At 42.5% G+C, this 20381-nt stretch carries 20 protein-coding genes; 11 read left to right on the forward strand and 9 right to left on the reverse strand.

Annotated elements, in window-relative coordinates:
* Positions 1-25: 25 nt before the first annotated feature.
* Positions 26-934, reverse strand: coding sequence for a LysR family transcriptional regulator (locus MHB38_RS03540; RefSeq protein WP_019743938.1), 909 nt, complete (start codon positions 932-934; stop codon positions 26-28).
* A gap of 102 nt (positions 935-1036) precedes the next feature.
* On the opposite strand from MHB38_RS03540, the gene MHB38_RS03545 reads away from it, so the two are divergent.
* Positions 1037-2236 carry an MFS transporter gene (locus tag MHB38_RS03545; RefSeq protein WP_135226985.1) on the forward strand — a complete coding sequence of 400 codons (1200 nt, stop codon included), beginning with the start codon at positions 1037-1039 and terminating at the stop codon, positions 2234-2236.
* 63 nt (positions 2237-2299) lie between these two features.
* Here the strand turns inward: MHB38_RS03545 and MHB38_RS03550 are convergent, their stop codons facing one another.
* Positions 2300-3379: a DUF3900 domain-containing protein gene (locus MHB38_RS03550; protein ID WP_019743936.1), complete on the reverse strand. Its 1080-nt coding sequence runs from the start codon at positions 3377-3379 to the stop codon at positions 2300-2302.
* A gap of 200 nt (positions 3380-3579) precedes the next feature.
* Positions 3580-3729, reverse strand: a complete 150-nt coding sequence (locus tag MHB38_RS03555; protein WP_008344201.1) for a DUF1540 domain-containing protein — start codon at positions 3727-3729, stop codon at positions 3580-3582.
* A gap of 354 nt (positions 3730-4083) precedes the next feature.
* Between MHB38_RS03555 and rfbF the strand changes: the two genes are divergently transcribed.
* Genes rfbF through MHB38_RS03580 form a run of 5 tightly spaced genes read left to right on the forward strand, consistent with a single transcriptional unit; the run spans position 4084 to position 8865 of the window.
* Positions 4084-4848 (forward strand): glucose-1-phosphate cytidylyltransferase, encoded by a 765-nt coding sequence (gene rfbF / locus MHB38_RS03560; protein WP_017360424.1) that lies wholly within the window; start codon positions 4084-4086, stop codon positions 4846-4848.
* Positions 4849-4852: 4 nt separating this feature from the next.
* Complete coding sequence (locus tag MHB38_RS03565) at positions 4853-5824, forward strand: GDP-mannose 4,6-dehydratase (protein ID WP_025092661.1); 972 nt, start codon at positions 4853-4855, stop codon at positions 5822-5824.
* Between the two features lie 12 nt (positions 5825-5836).
* A complete protein-coding gene (locus MHB38_RS03570) occupies positions 5837-6748 on the forward strand; it encodes a putative nucleotide-diphospho-sugar transferase (protein WP_076822813.1) in 912 nt (303 codons plus the stop codon).
* Positions 6745-7935: a glycosyltransferase family 2 protein gene (locus MHB38_RS03575; protein ID WP_076822815.1), complete on the forward strand. Its 1191-nt coding sequence runs from the start codon at positions 6745-6747 to the stop codon at positions 7933-7935. The genes MHB38_RS03570 and MHB38_RS03575 overlap by 4 nt, the downstream gene beginning before the upstream one ends.
* The gene (locus MHB38_RS03580; RefSeq protein ID WP_019743932.1) at positions 7936-8865 is read left to right on the forward strand and encodes a putative nucleotide-diphospho-sugar transferase; all 930 of its coding nucleotides are present in this window, start codon (positions 7936-7938) and stop codon (positions 8863-8865) included.
* Positions 8866-8900: 35 nt separating this feature from the next.
* Here MHB38_RS03580 and MHB38_RS03585 read toward each other — a convergent pair whose 3' ends face one another.
* Both MHB38_RS03585 and pbp4 read right to left on the reverse strand, forming a co-directional pair.
* A complete protein-coding gene (locus MHB38_RS03585; protein WP_144610649.1) occupies positions 8901-10139 on the reverse strand; it encodes an MFS transporter in 1239 nt (412 codons plus the stop codon).
* Positions 10140-10283: 144 nt separating this feature from the next.
* Positions 10284-12323: a penicillin-binding protein PBP4(5) gene (gene pbp4, locus MHB38_RS03590; RefSeq protein WP_135226987.1), complete on the reverse strand. Its 2040-nt coding sequence runs from the start codon at positions 12321-12323 to the stop codon at positions 10284-10286.
* Between the two features lie 232 nt (positions 12324-12555).
* Here pbp4 and MHB38_RS03595 point away from each other — a divergent pair, with 232 nt between their 5' ends.
* Positions 12556-13986 (forward strand): SLC13 family permease, encoded by a 1431-nt coding sequence (locus MHB38_RS03595; RefSeq protein WP_202734661.1) that lies wholly within the window; start codon positions 12556-12558, stop codon positions 13984-13986.
* Here the strand turns inward: MHB38_RS03595 and MHB38_RS03600 are convergent.
* Positions 13918-14322, reverse strand: coding sequence for a hypothetical protein (locus tag MHB38_RS03600; protein ID WP_056705609.1), 405 nt, complete (start codon positions 14320-14322; stop codon positions 13918-13920). The two genes, MHB38_RS03595 and MHB38_RS03600, sit on opposite strands and share 69 nt — an antisense overlap.
* Positions 14323-14413: 91 nt before the next feature.
* Between MHB38_RS03600 and MHB38_RS03605 the strand changes: the two genes are divergently transcribed.
* Positions 14414-14641, forward strand: coding sequence for a hypothetical protein (locus MHB38_RS03605; protein ID WP_017360415.1), 228 nt, complete (start codon positions 14414-14416; stop codon positions 14639-14641).
* Here the strand turns inward: MHB38_RS03605 and MHB38_RS03610 are convergent.
* On the reverse strand, positions 14622-15101 hold the full coding sequence (locus MHB38_RS03610) for an Hsp20/alpha crystallin family protein (protein WP_008344182.1): 480 nt from the start codon (positions 15099-15101) through the stop codon (positions 14622-14624). The two genes, MHB38_RS03605 and MHB38_RS03610, sit on opposite strands and share 20 nt — an antisense overlap.
* A 65-nt stretch (positions 15102-15166) precedes the next feature.
* On the opposite strand from MHB38_RS03610, the gene MHB38_RS03615 reads away from it, so the two are divergent.
* Positions 15167-15424, forward strand: a complete 258-nt coding sequence (locus MHB38_RS03615) for a hypothetical protein (protein ID WP_008344180.1) — start codon at positions 15167-15169, stop codon at positions 15422-15424.
* Positions 15425-15430: 6 nt separating this feature from the next.
* Positions 15431-15664, forward strand: a complete 234-nt coding sequence (locus MHB38_RS03620; protein ID WP_008344178.1) for a hypothetical protein — start codon at positions 15431-15433, stop codon at positions 15662-15664.
* Positions 15665-15700: 36 nt separating this feature from the next.
* On the opposite strand, the gene MHB38_RS03625 is transcribed toward MHB38_RS03620, so the two are convergent.
* Complete coding sequence (locus MHB38_RS03625; RefSeq protein ID WP_008344176.1) at positions 15701-17092, reverse strand: amino acid permease; 1392 nt, start codon at positions 17090-17092, stop codon at positions 15701-15703.
* A 178-nt stretch (positions 17093-17270) separates the two neighbouring features.
* The gene (locus MHB38_RS03630) at positions 17271-18344 is read right to left on the reverse strand and encodes a tetratricopeptide repeat-containing glycosyltransferase family 2 protein (protein WP_191219208.1); all 1074 of its coding nucleotides are present in this window, start codon (positions 18342-18344) and stop codon (positions 17271-17273) included.
* Between the two features lie 133 nt (positions 18345-18477).
* On the opposite strand from MHB38_RS03630, the gene MHB38_RS03635 reads away from it, so the two are divergent.
* The gene (locus tag MHB38_RS03635) at positions 18478-20370 is read left to right on the forward strand and encodes an ABC-F family ATP-binding cassette domain-containing protein (RefSeq protein ID WP_025206900.1); all 1893 of its coding nucleotides are present in this window, start codon (positions 18478-18480) and stop codon (positions 20368-20370) included.
* Positions 20371-20381: the final 11 nt, after the last annotated feature.

Here is a 20381-nt window from a genome sequence, read left to right on the forward strand (position 1 = left end):
GCCTGTTGCTGAAGCAGGCACTTTTTTAATTGGAGTCAGGTGCTATAAAGGGTCCGATGTCTTTCATTTGCAGAAAAGCATTCACCGTCCTATTTTCCTCAAGGTCATTCGCCCGTTTGCAGACCACAACAGGTCTGATAATGTCTATTCCTTCGATATACACGCGCCCAATCTCTCCACGTTCTAAGCTTCGCTGAACAGCGTCACGAGGAACAAGGGTGATGCCATAGCCAGCTTTGATCATTTGAATGGCTTCGTGGACACCACTGAATTGTAAATCAACGGTCGGTTTTTTAATTCCTTTAGCGGTAAAAAGGGAAAAAAGCTTGTCTCTCGTTGAACTGCCTTCTTCTCGCATTAAAAAGGGTTCATGGCTTAGGCGTTCTAGGGGGACGGTTTGTCCATTTAACGGGTGATCCACAGGCACGATAAAGTCATAACTTAAATCAGTTAAGTGAGAGGTGTGAAGATCTTCGTGGTGCAGATCTTCAATTACAGCAATCGCCACATCTGATTGATATTGAAGCAAGCTTTCGATCACTTGAGCGGAGTTTCCGCTTTTTAATTCAATGTCTGTCTGTGGCGATGATGTTTTAAAAGAGGCAAGCCAATCAGGCAGCAAAAAGTTAAGTGGTACGTAGGTAGAAGCAATTCTGAGTCTTCCTTTTTTTCCGTTTTGCAGAAGGGTAATCTGATATTCCACTTCTTTTTCCGCCTCGAATACTTGCCGGGCATATGGATACAGGATCTTTCCCATCTCCGTCAATGTAATCCCCCGGCCGTTTCGTTTGAAAAGACGAAAGCCGATCTCTCGTTCAATGCTTCGTAATTGTGCCGTCACAGCCGGCTGCGTCAAAGACAGCACGTCTGCCGTTTGAGTGACACTTTTTGTTTCGGCTACCTTTGCAAAAATACGGAGGGCATGTAAATTCATCTTTGCACCGCCTATCAATTATTTTGATGATTCAATCAAAAACATTCATTAGATTTATTATAAGGTATCCCTTATCGTAAAGGTAGCGAAGGGGGAAGAAAAATGGATCATCGTCAAAAGCAGGTCGTGTTTATATCACTCATCACGGCGTTTGCACTCATTGGGGATTCCATGCTGTATATTGTTCTTCCAATCTACTGGCGAGAGATTGGTTTATCGTCCATTTGGGAGGTAGGTTTACTGCTCTCGATCAACCGATTCATTCGCATCCCTTTAGCACCAGTTGTTTGGTGGCTATACCGGTATGTGCCGATGAAGACAGGTGTATTGATTGCTATTTTGCTAGCGTCAGTGACCACGATGCTCTATGGTGTCAGTGGCTTTTGGCTGCTGCTCATATGCCGATGTGCTTGGGGATTGGCGTGGACTTTACTTCGGATGAGTGGAATGAGACTGATTGCTGAAATGGATGAAGGCGCACAAGGTCATTTGACTGGTCTTTATAATGGACTTTACCGCCTAGGCAGTTTATTCGGAATGTTATTTGGCGGGATATTTGCCAGCTTGATCGGTTTTCAGTCCATGACGCTTGTCTTTGGCTTACTCACATTGATGGGCTGCATTTTTTATGTATCGTTGGATGAAATTGAAAAGAGAGAAGGCACGCAGGTGTATCATGGCATCAAACAGAAGTGGTTTACACGAGATGTGGTAAAAGTACTGATAACAGGCATGCTGATCGCACTGATCATCCAAGGTTTATTCGCATCCACGCTGAGTCATGTCATTGAAGCAAAGATTGAGCAAGATGAATTGACTCTGTTTGGCTTTGTCATCGGAGCTTCGGCTTTAAGCGGTGTTATTCAAGCACTCAGGTGGGGATGGGAACCATTTCTCGCACCGAGAACGGGCAAATGGTTTGATCGTCTTGTGATAAAGGAACGAATGTTATGCTGGATGTTTCTTTCTTTTGGAGGGCTCAGTTTTCTTGGGATCATGCTGAAGGTAAGCGGCTGGTTCCTATTGATGCTGCTTTTGATGCAGCTGATGGCAACAATTGTCACAACATTCACCGATACACTTGCCTTTCAAAAAGCTTCTGCTCAAACAGATAAGAACCGCTTTCTCGCCAGCTATTCTTTTGTTCAAGATATGGGGGCTGCTTTAGGACCTTTGTGTGGGTATACGTTGATCCAGTTTTTCGGAACAAACAGCGTCTTTTGGCTGATGCTTATCATAAGCTTAATGCTCGTCAGCATGTGGATAAGAAGCGGGCAGCATGTTTCTTCTAGTGCAGTGTAAAAAATAAAACGTTATATAAAAAACTGCCTCATGCAGCTGATCGCAGGAGGCAGTCATATTCTCTTATTCTAAGTCTGAATCATAGGCTTTTTGCGTCAGCTGGCTGACGACCTCTTTCAAGCCATTGGGTTTATGGAATTCAACAGGTGTGCTTCCTTTTTCAAATACAATTTGATCTGCTTCAACGAGCACGACATATCGATTGTTGACCTTTGCAATATGAATCGAGTGGCCGAAGTCGGCTAAAAGCCCTTTGATTTCTGTTTCGCCTAGACGCATCTTCATCGTGATATCAGGGGTTTGTTCCACAATATGTGAAGCCGCTAATGTGACCTGTTCTGTATCTAGTGTTTCCCGAATCTCCCGCTTTTCACTTGCTTCCCATATTTCAAGGTCCTCTTCAAATTGTTTTAATTCTTCACTTTCATCCTGTAATGTTTCAAATACGTGTTCCTGCACCATATTCATGACCTGTGATTTCATGATTTCAGGCATCGATTCTCCGTATTCGACGAATTTCAGAAAGTCTTCAAAATAACGAGCGTGTGAGGATTGGTGAATTTTCACTTCGGCTTCCTCTGTCATGCCCTCTTCTGGCATAAACGGGTATTGAATCGATTTCATGTTTTTTGTTGTAATCGCCATTTCTACTTTTTTGATCAAGGTAGATGTATCAGCAATAGAAGCGACTTTCTGTTCAAAATCGCATTTCATGATAAAGACAAAAGAGTCATCGAAATACTTTTTAGGAACCGCAGATGCAACCAAAAACACGCCGCCTCTGACAGCACTTGTATCTAAATAGGTGCGAACAAATTGTTCACTGCATTCGTTAAATACTTCTTTTGTATCTGCAAATCTCGTCTGATGAAATAAATTGTAGTTTGGATTTGAATCGAGTTCATGGCCGGGTTCGACAATGAAACGTCCGATTTTAGTCGGTACTTGCTCAGACTTAGGGTGTCTGTCCACTTTTCGTTTGACGATTTTTTTAAGCTCACCGTCTAGAAAGTCCTTCAGCTCACTTTGTTCAAATTCTTCTTGGTCTAATGTTTGGTAATGTTTAAACCGTTTATTTGCTTGTTCCTCTTTGCCTTCTACTTCAACCACATAGAATGATAGGAAACGTATCGTAAAATCCACTGATTGGTCACCACTTTTTCTTCTTCGGATATGTTGAGTATAGAAAAAGGAGTGAAAATCGTCAATGAATGGAGAAATTTCGTGTCATTATTTCCCGAGAAATGTTTAGTGAAAAACGCTTGATAATAATTATCATTCTTGATAGAATGATAAAAGAAAAGAAGGAACCTGCCAGTTCCTTCATCTCAGAAAATCATGTATTATTTTGTTTCAAATGTTTCGCAATCCGTTTCAGCATTGCGAGTCACGTCAGTCATAGTGCTTTTACCAATTTTAATGGTAGAAGCTGTACAGCTGTTGTCAGCCCAAAAACGGCAAGAGTTCACTTCACAAAGTACATTTTGTGCCATGGGAATTCACCTCCGTGATTCATATTCAGAATGAAGCAAGCTGCCACTTGAGTTCATTCAATCTAGTAGTCTCTTTATCGAAAGAGGCTGTTTGTGCTGTATATGCACATGTTTATCATACCATCTACCCTGAAAATATACAATTTAAACTTTGAAAGAGCGAGAATGCAAATCTCGCTCTTTTTTGTTTGTAAAAATAGTTAAATGCTAGGTGGCACCCTCTCTTATTCCGACATATGAATAGAGTAGATTCAAAACCTGATGTCGGACAAAGTATAAGGGTACATGTACTGATTTTCCGCATGAAGATAGGGTTTTCAATCAAAAATTTTCATAGAGAGATGAGGGGAGAAGATGAAAGCAGTCATTCTCTGCGGAGGAAAGGGAACGAGAATGAGTGAGGTCACACAAGCGCTTCCTAAACCACTTGCTATGATCGGAGATCGGCCTATTCTATGGCATATTATGAAAATCTATCAGTATTACGGTGTAGACGAGTTTATCTTATTGCTTGGATATAAAGGAGAGAAAATCAAAGAGTATTTTCTCAACTACGACTGGCGGCATCACAGCATGCAGCTGGATATGTCGACAGGAGAAATGAAGCTTTTAGGGAATTCGGAGAATTGGAAAATCACCTTTTTAGATACGGGTGAGAATACGATGACAGGCGGGCGGTTAAAGCAGGTACAGGATTATATTGGTGATGAGACATTTATGATGACGTACGGTGACGGACTTGCCAATATCAATATGTTTCATTTGCTCAAGCGCCATCAAGAACTTGGAGCAGCTGCCACTGTCACAGGAATTGAAAAGACATCACAGTACGGCACGCTGAAGGTGTATAACGGGATGGCACAATCCTTCTCTGAGAAGACAGACAGTATCGGGATGATCAATGGAGGATTTTTTGTGTTGTCTCCAAAGGTTTTTGATTATTTAACAGATGATGATCAGTGCGTCTTTGAAGCAGAGCCTCTTCAGAACTTGGCGAATGATGGAGAGCTAGCAGTTTATGAGCACCACGGATTTTGGACAGCAATTGATACGTATAAAAACTTGAAAGAAATCAACGGCATGTGGACTGAAGGAAAACAACCATGGAAGGTTTGGTGACAGCATGAGCGGATTTTGGAATGGGAAAAACGTATTTGTGACTGGGTGTACGGGATTGTTAGGGAGTTACCTCGTCAAGGAATTGATAGATCAAGGAGCAAACGTAACAGGGCTTGTACGTGATCAGGTGCCAAGATCGAACTTATATCAAGGCAGTCAATTTGAAAAGATGAATGTCGTCCAAGGCGCACTTGAGGACATGCAAACGATAGAACGTGCGTTAGGAGAATATGAGATTGATACGGTCTTTCATTTGGCCGCCCAAGCGATTGTTGGGGTCGCAAATCGTCACCCGGTCTCTACATTTGAAGCCAATATTTTAGGAACATGGAATGTGCTGGAGGCATGCAGAAGGCAGCCGCTTATCAAACGAGTGATTGTGGCATCGAGTGATAAAGCATACGGGGATCAAGAGCAGCTTCCTTATGATGAAGACATGCCGCTTAACGGCAAGCATCCATATGATGTGTCAAAAAGCTGTGCAGATTTAATTTCTCACACGTACTACAACACATATGGTCTTCCGGTTTGTATTACGCGCTGCGGTAATTTATATGGAGGCGGGGATTTGAATTTTAACCGAATCATTCCGCAAACCATCCAGCTTGTGTTAGAGGGAAAGGCGCCAGAAATTAGAAGTGACGGAACCTTTATCCGTGATTATTTCTATATTGAAGATGCGGTCAAGGCTTATTTACTGCTAGCTGAAAAAATGGAGGAAAAAGGGCTTGCAGGAGAAGCATTTAACTTTAGTAATGAAATTCAGCTGACCGTGCTTGAGCTCGTTGATAAAATCTTAAAGGCGATGGGCAGTGAACTAAAACCTCGTATTTTGAATCAAGGAACGCATGAGATTAAGCATCAATATTTATCAGCAGAAAAGGCGAGAAAGCTGCTTGATTGGAAGCCTGATTACTCCATTGATGAAGGGTTAGAAAAGACAATTGAATGGTATCGCGAATTCTTTCAAAAATAGAGGTGTATACAGATGAACAGCATATATTGTACGGTTCTATCAAGTGGAAGACTTTATCAAGCCATTGCGTTTTTCTTATCGTTGAAGCAAGTAGAAGATGATGCTGTCATCAAGACGTTATGTATGGATGATGCTGCATTTGATTTGCTTCATCAAATGAATTTCCCACATGTCGATCTTGTTCATGTGCGTGAGCTTGAAACGCCTGAGCTTCTAGAGATCAAAAAGGAACGAAATGATTCGGAATATTGCTGGACATTAAAACCGATTTGGATTGAGTGGCTATTTAAGCAGGACCAGGCGGAGGAAGTGACGTATCTAGATGCGGATTTGTTCTTTTATGAGCGTCCACAAGTGATTTTTCAAAACCAGCCTGATGCCTCTGTGCTTCTATCAAGAGGGGATATTGTCATTCCAAGCTTTGATCCAGAGGAAGTGAAGATGCTTCAGAAACTTTTAGGGCGCTATAATTCAGGATTCCTGCATTTTAAAGGAGATGAAGCCGGCCGGAAGTGCCTGAGCTGGTGGAAAGAAGAATGTCTAAAAGAATGCAAAAATGCGCCTGGAGAAGGGAAATTTGGGGATCAAGGGTATTTGGATCATATGCCGGTGCTGTTTGAAAAAGTAGAAGATATTCAAACAAAGGGTGTGAATATTGGTCACTGGAATTATGGCCAGCATTCTTATCAGGAAGAGAATGGACGTATTTTGCTTGAGGATGGAAGCCCACTCATTTGCTATCATTTCAGTGGTTTTCGGATCTTAAGCAAAGATGACATGCAGCAAATCCATGAAAAAGGAAGAGATGATTTGCCATTTTTCCAAGAGGCCTATCGGGAAGTGCTGCGTCATGTGATTGAATCGGTAGAACAAGTCAATCCGATGTTTAACGGCTATGCCAAACTGGAGGAGGATGGCGCATGAATGAAAAGCCGAAGGTCAGCGTCATTATTCCGAGTTATAATGCGAAAGAGCGTTTAGAAGGGAGCCTCTTTTCCTTAACGCTTCAGGAAACCGATATTCCATTTGAGGTCATTGTTGCTGATAATGGGTCAACGGACGGCACGATGGAAATGCTCGAAAACATTGAGGTGAACTTTCCATTCAAAAAGGTGCGTATTCCTGTCAATCAAGGAATTGCCAAGGGGCGCAATCATGCCATTCGTGAGGCAGAGGGAGACCTCTTAATATTCCATGACAGCGATATGCTGGCAGAGCCCCAATTTATTCAAAAGCACGCAGAGGCACATGCTGATCATGAGGACCGTGTCATTTGCGGTGTATGCTGGAAGCGAATCTACCGTTATTTTTACACCGGTTTTGATAAAGATCATGTGAAGCGATTAAAAAAACAAGGGCTATATCAGCGGAAAATGAAAGACAAAACGTCTCTTGTGTCGATGGAGGAAGTGAAAAGCGGCGCATTTCTAGAGAGAAGCTTCGACTTGCAGTCCGAATTTATTGATATTCTGAAAGACATTTTAAACACGTACGACTATGATTTAAGTGCTTATCAATTGCCGTGGCGATTTTTTATCACAAACAACTCTTCCGTCAAGCGAAAGCATGTCATGGAACTAGGGATGTTTGATGAAAAAATCGTTCGATACGGGTTTGAGGATTATGATTTAGGCATTCGTCTGCATCAGCTTGGCCTCTCATTTGAGCTGCGTGAGGATATTTTAAGTGTGCATCAGGAACATCCAAGTAATTTAACGTCATTCGATGACATCAAATATAACATTTTGTATATGTGCGAGAAGTACAACAATATTGATTCGATTGATGTTCATCTGGCTTTCTCTGGACCATTTTCTCATACCGTGACAAATGATATCGTGAAAGACATTCGCCAGCTGCGTAAGAATGAAGCATATGATGATCTGCTCGCTTATTTTTTGGAGCTGCTTCATATGATCACAGAGCGGAATGTGGGCATTAAACGTGATCAAAAGGACGTGCTGACGGCAAAGCATTTCCCTTTGAAAAAGCTGTCAGAGGCGGCCCAGCTTGCCAAGCAGGAACATGGATGCACGGTGCTGGTAGAAGCCATTCAAGGGCTCACAAAAGAGCTGCTGCATGTTGACTTGTTCCAAGTGGATGTGTTGTAGATGGCATCCTATCATTTCACAACCATTGTGTCCAATACCCATGTATTTAAGCTGCTGGCGCTGATTCATTCACTTGAGCAGACGGCTCAATCATACAAACTTTCTGTCTTATGTGCTGATCCTTTGGCTTACAAGGTGTTAAGTCAGTTTCCTCATCCACATGTCCAATATGAACAGCTTGAAGATGTGGAAGATGATTCGCTGCGAAAAGCAAAGGCGGATCGTACGTTCCACGAGTATTGCTGGACGCTTAAGCCTGCGTTTCTACTCAAAATTCTTGAGTCCTCTGATGCAGATTATCTCGCTCATTTGGATACGGATTTGTATTTTTATCATGATCCAGAGGCGATATTTGCAGAAAATCCACTCGCTCATGTATTTTTGACAGATCATATGAATTCCAAGCGATTCTATCACTTTTATGAATTATCCGGCCGTTTTAATACTGGCTTTGTAGGCTGTCGAAACACAGATGTGGCCAAACGGGCTGTGACGCAGTGGAAAGAGAACTGCATTGCGCACTGTACAGTAGAAATGGATACGGAAAAAAAGACATATGGTGATCAGCGGTATGTTGAAAGATGGGTCGATGATTTTGAGGGTGTCCATGTGGTGGCATCTAAAGGTGCCAATGCAGCGATTTGGAATATTGAAAACTATAAGCTCTCCGTTGTGAAAGGAGATATGTATCTCGACGAATGTCCACTGCTGTTCTATCATTTTTCTGCCTTTACGATCATTGATGAAAAGAACTTTAATCTGAATTGGTATTACTATATGACAGAACAAAAGCTGGTGAATCACTTGTATATTCCGTATGCGGATTTGGTTCACAAAAAAATCAAACAGGTGCAGGAAATCTTTCCTGATTTTCAGCAAGGATTTATTGCGAAGAAACATGTTCCCGACACACATTTTTATGAGATATGAAAAAAACCGCTCAGTAAATGAGCGGTTTTTACCTTTTATGATTCATTCCATTTCGCTATGGTCTGATCGCTTGGCAGTAAAAAGGCTAGGATGCCTAATATCGGTAAAAAGGCGACACCGATCATGGTAGGCGTTAAACCGACTGCATCAATTAATGAGCCGAGGGCAACGGATCCAATCGCTCCCATACCAAACGCAAGTCCAACAGTTAAACCAGACATTGTGCCAATTTTCCCGGGAAATAGTTCTTGGGCATAGACTACGGTGACAGAGAAGCTTGAGGTCAGAATGATCCCAATGAGTCCAAGTAAAACATAAGCAACAACCGGTCCGGCAAATGGGAGAAGTAGGGCAAGCGGAAAGGATGCCAATAAGGAAATTAAAATCACGGTTTTCTTGCCAAAGCGGTCTGCAAGCGGTCCGCCTAAAAATGTCCCAATTGCACCTAATATAAGAAATAAGAAAATATAAGTTTGTGATTCTTTAATCGTCAGACCATATTGTTCAATCGCATAAAACGCATAGAAATTCGAGATCGCATTTCCATACCAAGAACGTGCGAAAATAAGAAAGACGATAATGCCAAGTGCTGTGAGCGCTGACTTGCGGTGAAGTTCAGGTCTTGCTGCTTTTGCAGGCGCTTTTTTCGCTTGTGCTCGTATGGTTTGAAGTCTTCCTGCGTACCATCTTGAAATATAAAGAAGGAAACCGACAGCAATCATTCCAACAATCGTAAACCAAGCCACACCTGGCTGACCGAGAGGGACGAGCATGAATGCAGCGATTAGCGGAGCAAAGGCTTGACCTGTATTTCCACCGACTTGATAGATGGATTGAGCAAGACCCCGTCTAGGACCAGCTGCCATGTTGGCAACCCGTGAGCCTTCTGGATGGAAAATCGCAGAGCCGAGTCCAATAAAGACGACGCACAGTAGGATGGTCGCAAATGATGGCGCAAACGCAAGGCCGAAAATGCCGACAGCACTTGAAAATAATGCGATAGGCAGTGCATAGGGCATCGGCCGTTTATCTGTGTACCACCCGATCGCAGGCTGCATGACAGAGGAGACCATATTTAATGTAAAGGCGATTAGCCCTAATTGAGTAAAGGTCAGCCCCATTGAGCGTTCTAAAATAGGGAACATGGCAGGAATCACGGCTTGCAATGTGTCGTTGAGCATATGGCAAATACCAATAATCAATAAAATAGGATAAACCGTTGAACCGGTGACCGCTTTTTGAGGTTTATCCTTTGTTTGAGCAGCAATAGCCAATGAGACTTCCTCCTTTCATTCAACTTGTTTCTTTTTTCATTCTCCTCATTTTATTCATAAGGTGAACTATAAAACAATAGCAAATTGTCATGATTTAGAAAAAAAGAGACACATGCGCTTGATGGAGCGTGTGTCTCTAAAGGTTTATTTATAGAAAGAAGCGATGACAGGCTTCATTTTTTGAATGACAAGTCCACTGCCTCCACGGTTTTTCACACTTTCAATCATGCCGACGAGGACGTAATCTTCTTTTTTAGGATTAAACGCAAGTAAAAATCCATTTTCAGTACCGTCTGTCGCACCTTGTTTGCTCTTTAGTTCCGCTGTTCCCGTTTTAGCGGCTATATCAGCCCCTTTTATTTGCAACGAGTGAGCGGTTCCGTTTGAATTGGTGACGACTTGAGTGAGTGCGTCCTTCACCGTATTTGCTGTATCTTCTTTGATGATCTGTTTTGGTGATGCGGTTTTTTCATCCTGAATGACTCGAGGGTACACAAGCTTTCCTCCTGTTGCAAATGGTGAATAGGCATGTACTTGTTCAATTGGTGACATGAGTAATTCTCCTTGGCCATATGCTGAGTCGGCAAGTAAGATGTCTGATTTGATTCCGTCGTTAGACACTTGTGCCGGTTTCATTGTAAACGGCATGTTTAAATCATCACCAAATCCAAATGTTTTCACTTTTTTCTCGTAAGTATCTTTGCCGATTTCAAGGGCTTCCTGTCCAAAATAAATATTATCTGAGTACACGAGGGCATCGACCATATTGACTTGTTCTTTGTCATGTACCCGTGTAATGCGATAATTTCCCCAAGATTGATCCTTCTGCCATTTCAGTCCATGAATGGTGCGTACTTTATTAGGTTTTGTGACACCTGTTTCCAGTCCAATCGCTGCTGTAATGGTTTTGAATGTGGATCCTGGTGCATATCTGCTCGCATACCGAGCTTGGAATGGGAGATCAGGATTTTCACTGTATGCTTGATATTGTTTAGGCGTGATCCCGTTGGTCATTAAATTGACATCGTAAGAAGGGGTGCTAACAAGCGCTAATAAATCACCTGATGATGGGTTCATAATGGTGACAGCCCCTTTTTCACCTTTCAGCTGTTGATAGGCTTTTTTCTGTAAAGATGCATCAATGGTCAGCTTGACTGTTTTTCCGTCTTTTCGGTCTGTTTTTTGTAATGTTTCTTCAATACCTGTTTCATCATGGATAATGAGGATGCTTCCGCCATCTTGTCCTCTTAAGTTCTTATCAAATGTGAATTCAAGGCCGGTTTTGCCGATGATTTGATCCGCCTTTAAAGCTGGATTTCTTTTGATATCATCCGCATTTGCTTTTCCCACATAGCCTGTCAGATGGGCAGCGGCTTCGTTATATGGATAGTAGCGCATTTCCTTCGTTTGATAGGTGACGCCATTTATGTCTTTTGGAATCGGCTTTTGCTCTAACATAGACTTTAGCGGGACAAATGTGTCATCTGTGACCCATGCTTGTTTCAGGTGATTTTGAATCAGCTCTTCATCTATATCAAAAGCGTTGCTGATTTTTTTGATGTTGCTTTCTTTTTCCGTACCTGTCCCGAGCTTTCCAGGGATGATGCCAAGTGCGTGTCCACCAGTTGTTTCGGCTAACGTGCGCCCTTTTCGATCTACAATATTTCCGCGTACCGCAGGATCCGTTGTCACTTTGATGGTGTCACCCGTTTCCATTTGCGGGAAGATGAGATTTGGTTTCCAGTCTACTTTCCACTCGTTATCCTCTTCGGAGAGAACGCCCTTGTAAGAGAGTTTGTTCAGCTTTCCAAGTGACGTTTTCATCGTGACTTCATAGGTGAATTGATACCCATTTCCTTTGTCCTGTTTTTCTACGTTGACGTTTGAGACGTTTAGATCACTTGCACCAATGCCGCTAAAGATCTTATCGTATTTTTCGGCAAGTTGTTTTTTAGAAAAGTCACTGGCTTTCAGAGAGCCACTTGTGACCTCATCTGCCAGTTTCGTGAATTCTTTTTTCTCCAGATGTTTCGTAAAGGATTCAGCGGCTTTCAGCGCCTCTTTTTCTTTTGAGAAAAGCGAATCTTTTAAGAAAAAGAGAGCAGCAGCAATCACGATGATGCTAAGAAGGGGAATGATGACTTTTTTCTGTTTCCAAAATGATTTTCGTTGATCTGTATACAATGAAAACACCTCAATTTTTGATTAGATCCTCTATAGTTTACAGTTACTGTGTAGGATTTGTATAGTTTCTCCTATGAAAATAGACTAAGACATGAAGTGGAAATATGAAGCAAGACACAGTTGCTGCTGAAAAATCTCTTCATTTTTTCTTATGATTTAAAGGATTTTTTATGTGATCATCGAATGTGAAAAATTAGAAAAATTTTAAAAGCGTTTTCATGAAGGGGGAATTGTGATCGTTTATAAAAAAGTGAATCTAACTGGATTTGTTCTTGGACCGATCTTCTTTTTGCTTATTTTTTTGCTCATTCCAAAAAGTGAATTGACCTATGCACCAAGAGTGGTACTGGGCGTTACTGCTTGGACTGCGACATGGTGGGTCACAGAAGCTTTGCCTATACCGGCTACCTCTTTATTGCCCATCATCCTTTTGCCAACACTTGGCGGGCTATCGATGGAGCAAACATCAAGAGCTTATGGAGACCCGATTGTTTTTATGTACATGGGCGGATTTATGATTGCCATTGCTATTGAAAAATGGAATTTACATAGAAGAATGGCCTTACATATTTTAAACATCATTGGCACAAGAAGTGACCGCATTGTATTAGGGGTTATGATGGCAACGGCTTTTCTATCTATGTGGATTTCAAATGCAGCCACAGCACTGATGATGCTGCCGGTGGCACTGGCTGTGATTAAAGAGGTGAAGGCGAACGATATTTTGTCTGGTGCATCTCTTGACCGATTCAGTAAAAGCATCCTATTATCAGTCGCTTATTCAGCCTCTATTGGCGGACTGGCGACACTCGTTGGGTCTGTGCCAAATGCTGTTTTTGCAGCGATGTCAAAAAAGTTGTTAGATCGAGAAATTATGTTTTTTGAATGGTTTTTGTTTGGTTTTCCGGTGGCGGCTGTTCTGCTTATTCTCTTATTTCTGTATTTGACCAAGATACAGTTCAAGGTAGAGCACACAGGTGAAATGGGAGCGGCGTTTATACGGAAGGGTTTAGAGGATTTAGGCAAAATGAAACAAGAAGAAAAATGGGTTTTTGCTATTTTTCTTATGACGGCTTTTTTATGGATTTTTAAAATCTTTTTGTTTGGCGGGCTTCCTGTCTCGGATACGTCGATCGCAATCTTTGGGGCGATGCTGTTATTTCTCATTCCAGCGACAAATGGAGAGAGAATACTAGAATGGCAGGATATGAAGCAGTTGCCGTGGGGGCTTTTGCTTTTGTTTGGAGGCGGGCTTTCGCTCGCTACAGGATTTGCGGAAACGAATCTAACAGGATGGATCGGGGAAAATTTACAGCATTTAAATGGGCTGTCGTATCTCATGCTGCTGATTATTTTAACGGCTTCTATTTTATTTATGACCGAAATTATGTCCAATACAGCAGTTGCGAACATGATCATTCCGATTACAGTAGGGCTTGGACTTGCAATTGGCATGGAGCCGTACGGCTTAATGGCTGCGGCTGCGTTAGCTTCCTCATGTGCGTTTATGTTGCCAATTTCCACACCGCCAAATGCGGCTGTCTTTAGTGCGGACGTGCTGAAAATATCTGATATGGTCAAGGCTGGCTTTTGGCTAAATGTGATCAGTATTGTAGCGATTGTGCTTGCGGTTTATTTCTGGCTTCCGGTCGTGCTGAGATGAAGACTTTGATCGAATGGAGACTTTTGGTGTTTTTGTTTCTTTTGGCTTCGGTACTGAAGCTGCCTTTTTGAGGTGCGGGTCCTTTGGCGTGTAATAGGTGGCTCCAATGTTGAGTCTGCCTTTAAGCTGATCAATGGAAAGCTCACCAAACTCTAAATGGTAGTCAATTTTGTCCACATGCAGTGATTCAATGTGAATGTGCGTATCCTCCGAGACAGGCGGAGCAGGTGCAGACATTTTCTGCTCAAGAGCGGTGAGTCTTTTTTCCAGCTCGACGACAGATGGGGATGGACTTGCTTCGGTTTTTTTAAAGAGTGATTGAATGAAATGTTTCAAGTGGACCACAACCTTTTCTTTCGCCTTGCTCTAGTCTATGGAAAAGCTGCCCGGTATATACTTATAGAGATACATGAAAGGGGAGAAGTGCATGCTGCCTACACGCATTCAGATTACCCATATGAAGACGAATACGATTGGTACAGGGTCCTCGATGACATTCGGTTCGACGATCGTACGAAATCACTGCTCGACGATCAAAAGAAACAATGGTTTTGGTGAACAAAATGCCGATGGCGTGATCACGATCTTGCCGATTGAAACGATTGATGATCGTGATCTAATAGACGCAGTCAGTATCAATATTCGTCATCTATGATAATCGCAGTTGCTTTTCCTTCATCTTTTTGCAACCGAATATATAGCACGCCGTCTTTAAAAGCCGCATTCATTTGACCAAGAATCATATCTGGGAGCCGAATTTTTCTTTCAAACGGACCATACTTTCCTTGTTTTTGGCGAAAATCCTGTTCGTTAAAAAAGGAAAAACGCTGTCCTTTTACAACTAAATATTCACCATATGACAGCACCTGAACATCTTCCTTCCGGTAGCCAGGCAAATAAATTAAGTACTGAAATTCAGTAGGGGTTTCCACAATGTCGACTGGTGGAAACGATGCATCTGTTCCTCGCTGATCTTGCTGCGAGAATGTAAAGGGAGACGGACCATTTGCCATAAAGGGAGATCTTTGCTCATCATCGAATATCATTTTCCAAAAATCATCTCCATGCATTTGCTGGGCAATGTCCATCCACTGCTTCATTTTTTCGAAGTCCATGTGAAGACCTCCTGTTAACATACTTGATGGGTGCTCGCATATACCTATAAAAAGGAGGTTTATCTGTGGTTCAACCAACTCCGTATATCAATATTAATATTTTCATGTTAAAAATTAATTCCTTTGAAAATGCGTCGGCGGTGAATGTCGGACAAAATTTGTTAGCAGAGTGGCAAAACTCAGATAAAAAAAATCAGGGGTACGGACAGAATTTTGGAGATGCCAGCGGTTTTGTCGGAACAAAGAGCCATGTAGATGATCGAGATCAAGTGGACTCACCTGCCTCTTTTTCGCCAGCAGCTAAACCTATTCCAAGGAAGTGATGTGTGATGTTATTCTCACCCTCAGTCGTCAATGTCGGTGCTTTTAAAATCAATGCAATGGATCGGGGGGCATCACTGACGCTAGGACCTTATCAGCAGATCGATTATTTTCTCTCGATGAAATTGAACCAGGGTTTTGGTGAGGACAATGGAGATTGTTCACCGCTTGTCATTCCAATTTCAAGCGTACTCGATCCAGATATGGTGGATTCGAATTCAGTGAAAAACAGTGTGATTTAAACAAAAAAAGAGACCGGGATTCCCCGTGTCTCTTTTCTATTGTGTTTGATTCAGGTGGCTTTTGCGTCTTGCATAGGTAAAATACACAACGACACCAATGGCTACCCAGATGAGGAAGGCTCGCCATGTCTCCCATTTCAGTGTAGCAGCCAAGATCATACAAATGACCGCACTAATGATGGGAAGAACAGGAACAAAGGGTACTTTAAACGCTGTTTTCATATTCGGATGTTTTTTCCGGAGTATAATCACAGCGATCGAGATCACCGTAAAGGCCGCAAGTGTACCGATGCTGACTAAATTAGCAAGTGTTGATAAGTTGACGAATCCAACGATACATGCCGCAACAGCGCCTGTCAGCCAAGTGTTGGCAACCGGTGTCTTCGATTTTGGATGAACGTTTGAAAAGATTTTCGGCATGAGCCCATCTCGGCTCATCGCAAAGGTTAAGCGAACTTGTGCATAGACCAAGGCAATTAACACTGTTGTAATCCCGATAATGGCACCTGCTGATATAATACCTGCCACACTATTCAGGCCAACCACTTGAAGCGCAAAAGCGACAGGGTCACTGACATTCAGCTTCGTATAGTGAACCATGCCTGTTAAGACAAATGAAACCCCGATGTATAAAATCGTACAAACGCCGAGCGCACCAATGATTCCGATCGGCATCGCTTTTTGCGGGTTTTTGACTTCTTCAGATGCATTAGCGATTGCATCAAATCCAAGGTAAGCAAAAAAGACAGTGGCCGCTCCAGCAATCACGCCATGGAAGCCCATTGGCATAAAAGGTGTCCAATTTTCAGGTTTAACGTAAGCAAAGCCTGAAATGATAAAGAGGAGGACAATGGCAATTTTGATGAGCACAATGATGTTATTCAGCTTTGTGCTCTCTTTTACGCCTCTTGAGACAATAAAGGTAATGAGTAAAATAATGAGTGCGCCTGGCAGGTTAAAGATGGCCCCATCAGCGGCTCCGGGTGCAGCCGATAAAGCCTTCGGTATGTGCAGACCAAATCCACTGAGCAGTGATTGAAAATAGGATGACCATCCGCTTGCCACAGCAGAGAGCGCAACAACATATTCAAGCATTAAATCCCAGCCCATTAAAAAGGCGAGGAATTCTCCAAGTGTTGCGTAAGAATACGTATAGACACTTCCTGACACTGGAATGGACGAGGAAAATTCAGCATAGCAAAAAGCAGCAAGTGCGCATGCGATCGCAGCCAAAATAAAAGATATAATAATCGCAGGTCCCGCATCTTTCGCAGCCGCAACCCCCGTTATCACAAAAATTCCAGTCCCGACCACACAGCCAATGCCAAGCAAGATTAAATCAAATGTATTCAAAGAACGGCTCAGCCGCTTCGTTTGACTTTCAAGCATGAGCTGATCGAGAGACTTTTTTCTAAATAAAGAACTCATGTTGACCTCCTAATGGATAAATCTTTTCGTAAGACGAATGTTAGTATATGCGTAAATGACAATTTAGTCAATTGGTTGAAAAACGCTTTAAATCACTAAAGTGTTAAATGTCACAAAAGTCTAATGTGTATCAAAAGACATCCGCCGTCATTGACAGGCGGATGTGATAACAGGAGATTTACGTTTCTTCAGCAAATATCTTTTCATTGTACAGCACACTCGGATGGGTTGGGTAATGGGCTGAGGATGCAAGATGATGGGTTTTGGCTTGAGCCAAATCACCGAGCTGATAATAACAATAGCAAAGCTGAAGGTGAGGATACCATGTTTTATATTGTGTCAGTGTAAAGGCTGTTTCGATTTCAGGTGCCTTCAGTGCCTGCTCATACCAATAGATCGCTGCTTTGTGTTTATTTTGTGCTTTGAAATGATCCCCAATCCGGCAGCAAAATTCTGGACGGGGCTGATCATATAAGAAGGATCGCAATAAGGAGGATAAGGCGGCTTCCTCAAAACCGACTGCATAATAGCAGTCAGCTAAATTTTGGCATGTGCGAATTTCATCCTCAATCCAGCATTGTTTTGTGGCTAAAAATTTGTGATAAAAGCGAATCGCCTTCACATGCTGCTTGTTATCTCGTAATTCATTGGCGAAGTAAAAGAGATCACGAGGTGTCATCTCTTCGCCTTTTGCAAGCATGTTTTCATAAATGCGCAGATTGCGTCCAGGCTCTCCGGCGGTTGTTTTCTTACGCTTTTGATGGGTGACGGCGATATCAGCGGGAAAAATGTTGCCATACACTTGAAGGAATTCATGAACGGCCCCATACCACTGAAAGTTCAAGGCACGCTTGACGAGCCGATTTCTTCTATATTTAAAATTCACCTGACCGTCCTCACTAAATCCAACGTGGTAAAACATCGAGACGGCATCTACTGCGGGATCAAGCGTCTGTTTGAGCTGAAGCAGTTTTTGCTGATCCTCTTCAAGCAGGACATCGTCGGCATCCAGCCATAAGATATACTCTTTTGTCGCATGGGAAAAAGCGAAATTGCGTGCTTTTGCAAAATGCTGGATCCATTCAAAGTCGAGTACCTTTGCTGAAAAGGAGTGAGCAATGTCCTTTGTTTGATCCGTTGATCCTGTATCAACAATGATCATCTCATCTACAATGTCTTGAACAGAAGACAGGCAGTCAGCCAAAACCTCTTCTTCATTTTTCACAATCATACATAAACTAATGGTTATCATCTTTAGATCACCTCTTCATAGTGTATCGAGCATCAAAAGGAAACATTCTTTTCAGCAGCGGGTTTTTTTAAAACTAGTTTTCTGCTACTGGCTGATTTAAAATAAAGGAAGAATCTATGTAAGGGCTGATAAAATGAGTTTATTGAATGTAGAAGGATTATATAAAACCTATGGCGAAAAAACGCTGTTTGATCATATCTCTTTTCATATAGAACCAAAGGAACGCATCGGGTTAATTGGACCTAATGGAACAGGGAAGTCAACGCTTTTAAAGGTCATTGCAGGACTTGAATCATTTGAGGAAGGCGACATTACAAAGGCAGGGACACTTGATATCGAATTTCTTGAGCAAGATCCTGAAATGAGCGGAGATGAAACGATTCTCGACTATATTTTTTCAGGAACAGCACCAATGATTCAAACGATGAAAGCCTATGAACAGGCGCTGGCTGATTTAGAGCATGATCCACAAAACGAGGCAAAACAAGAAGCGCTTATGCGTATGCAAAATAAAATGGATCAGGACGACGCATGGGATGCGAACCTTTCGGCGAAAACGATTTTGACAAAGCTTGGCGTCAAAGATGTGAGCCGATCTGTTCATGCGTTATCAGGCGGACAGAAAAAGCGTGTGGCGATCGCCAAAAACTTAATCCAGCCTGCGGGTTTGCTGATTTTAGATGAGCCGACAAACCATCTAGACAACGCAACCATTGAATGGCTTGAGGGATATTTGAGTCAATACAGCGGGGCTGTCATTCTTGTAACCCATGATCGTTATTTCTTAAACCGTGTCGCCAATCGGATTTATGAATTAAATCAGGGGCAGCTTTACACATATAAAGGAAATTATGAAGTCTTTTTAGAAAAAAGAGCAGAACGAGAAGCAGAAGCTCAAGTAAAAGAAACGAAACGTCAAAACCTGCTTAGACGTGAGCTAGCATGGTTGAGAAGAGGGGCAAAGGCTCGAACAACAAAGCAAAAAGCACGTATCGGCAGAGTGGAAGAGCTGAAGGATCAAAAGGGACCTGATGCAAAGGGAGAGCTTGATTTTGCGATCGGTTCTCACCGGCTTGGAAAACAAGTGATTGAGGCAGAAGAGATCAGCATCACATTTGCTGGACAAACCCTTGTGGACCAGTTCAGCGATTTAGTCGTGCCAGGTGATCGTATCGGATTTATCGGACCGAATGGAGTGGGCAAAACGACTTTACTCAATTGCCTGGCGGGTAAAATCGAACCGACGAATGGACAATTGACCATTGGACAAACAGTCCGCATTGGCTATTACACGCAGGACCATAACGAAATGAATGAAGAGCTGAATATCATTGATTACATCAAAGAAACAGCTGAAATTGTCAAAACGGCAGATGGCGTCATTGTGACAGCAGAGCAGATGCTGGAGAGATTTTTATTCCCTAGATCCATGCAGCGCACGTTTATCCGCAAGCTGTCAGGGGGAGAGCGCCGCAGATTGTATTTATTGAAGGTATTGATGGAAGAGCCGAATGTTCTCTTTTTAGATGAGCCGACGAATGATCTTGATACAGAGACGCTCAGCATTTTAGAGGATTATTTGGAGCAGTTCCCAGGCGTAGTCATCACCGTGTCGCATGATCGTTATTTCTTAGACCGAGTCGTCCATCGTCTGCTTGTGTTTGAAGGGAATGGACGTATTTCACACTTCCAAGGTGCTTACAGCGATTACATGGAGCAAGAAAAAGAACAGAAGCGAACAGAGACAAAACCTGCTGAAAAACAAGTAGAAGCTGCACCGAAAAAGAGGAAAAAACTATCCTATAAGGACCAGCTTGAATGGGATGGGATTGAAGATCGGATACAAGCACTAGAGGACAAACACCAGCAGCTCGAAGCCAGCATTGCTGAGGCTGGCAGTGATTTTGGGAAAATTCAAGAGCTGATGGACAAGCAAAAAGCCGTCGCTGAAGAACTAGAACAAGCAATGGACCGCTGGACAGAACTGTCGATGATGATTGAGGAATTAGAAAGTAATGAAAAATAAAGATTGGCAAA

Source organism: Bacillus sp. FSL K6-3176, assembly GCF_038003325.1.
Taxonomy (GTDB): Bacteria; Bacillota; Bacilli; order Bacillales; family Bacillaceae; genus Bacillus; species Bacillus altitudinis.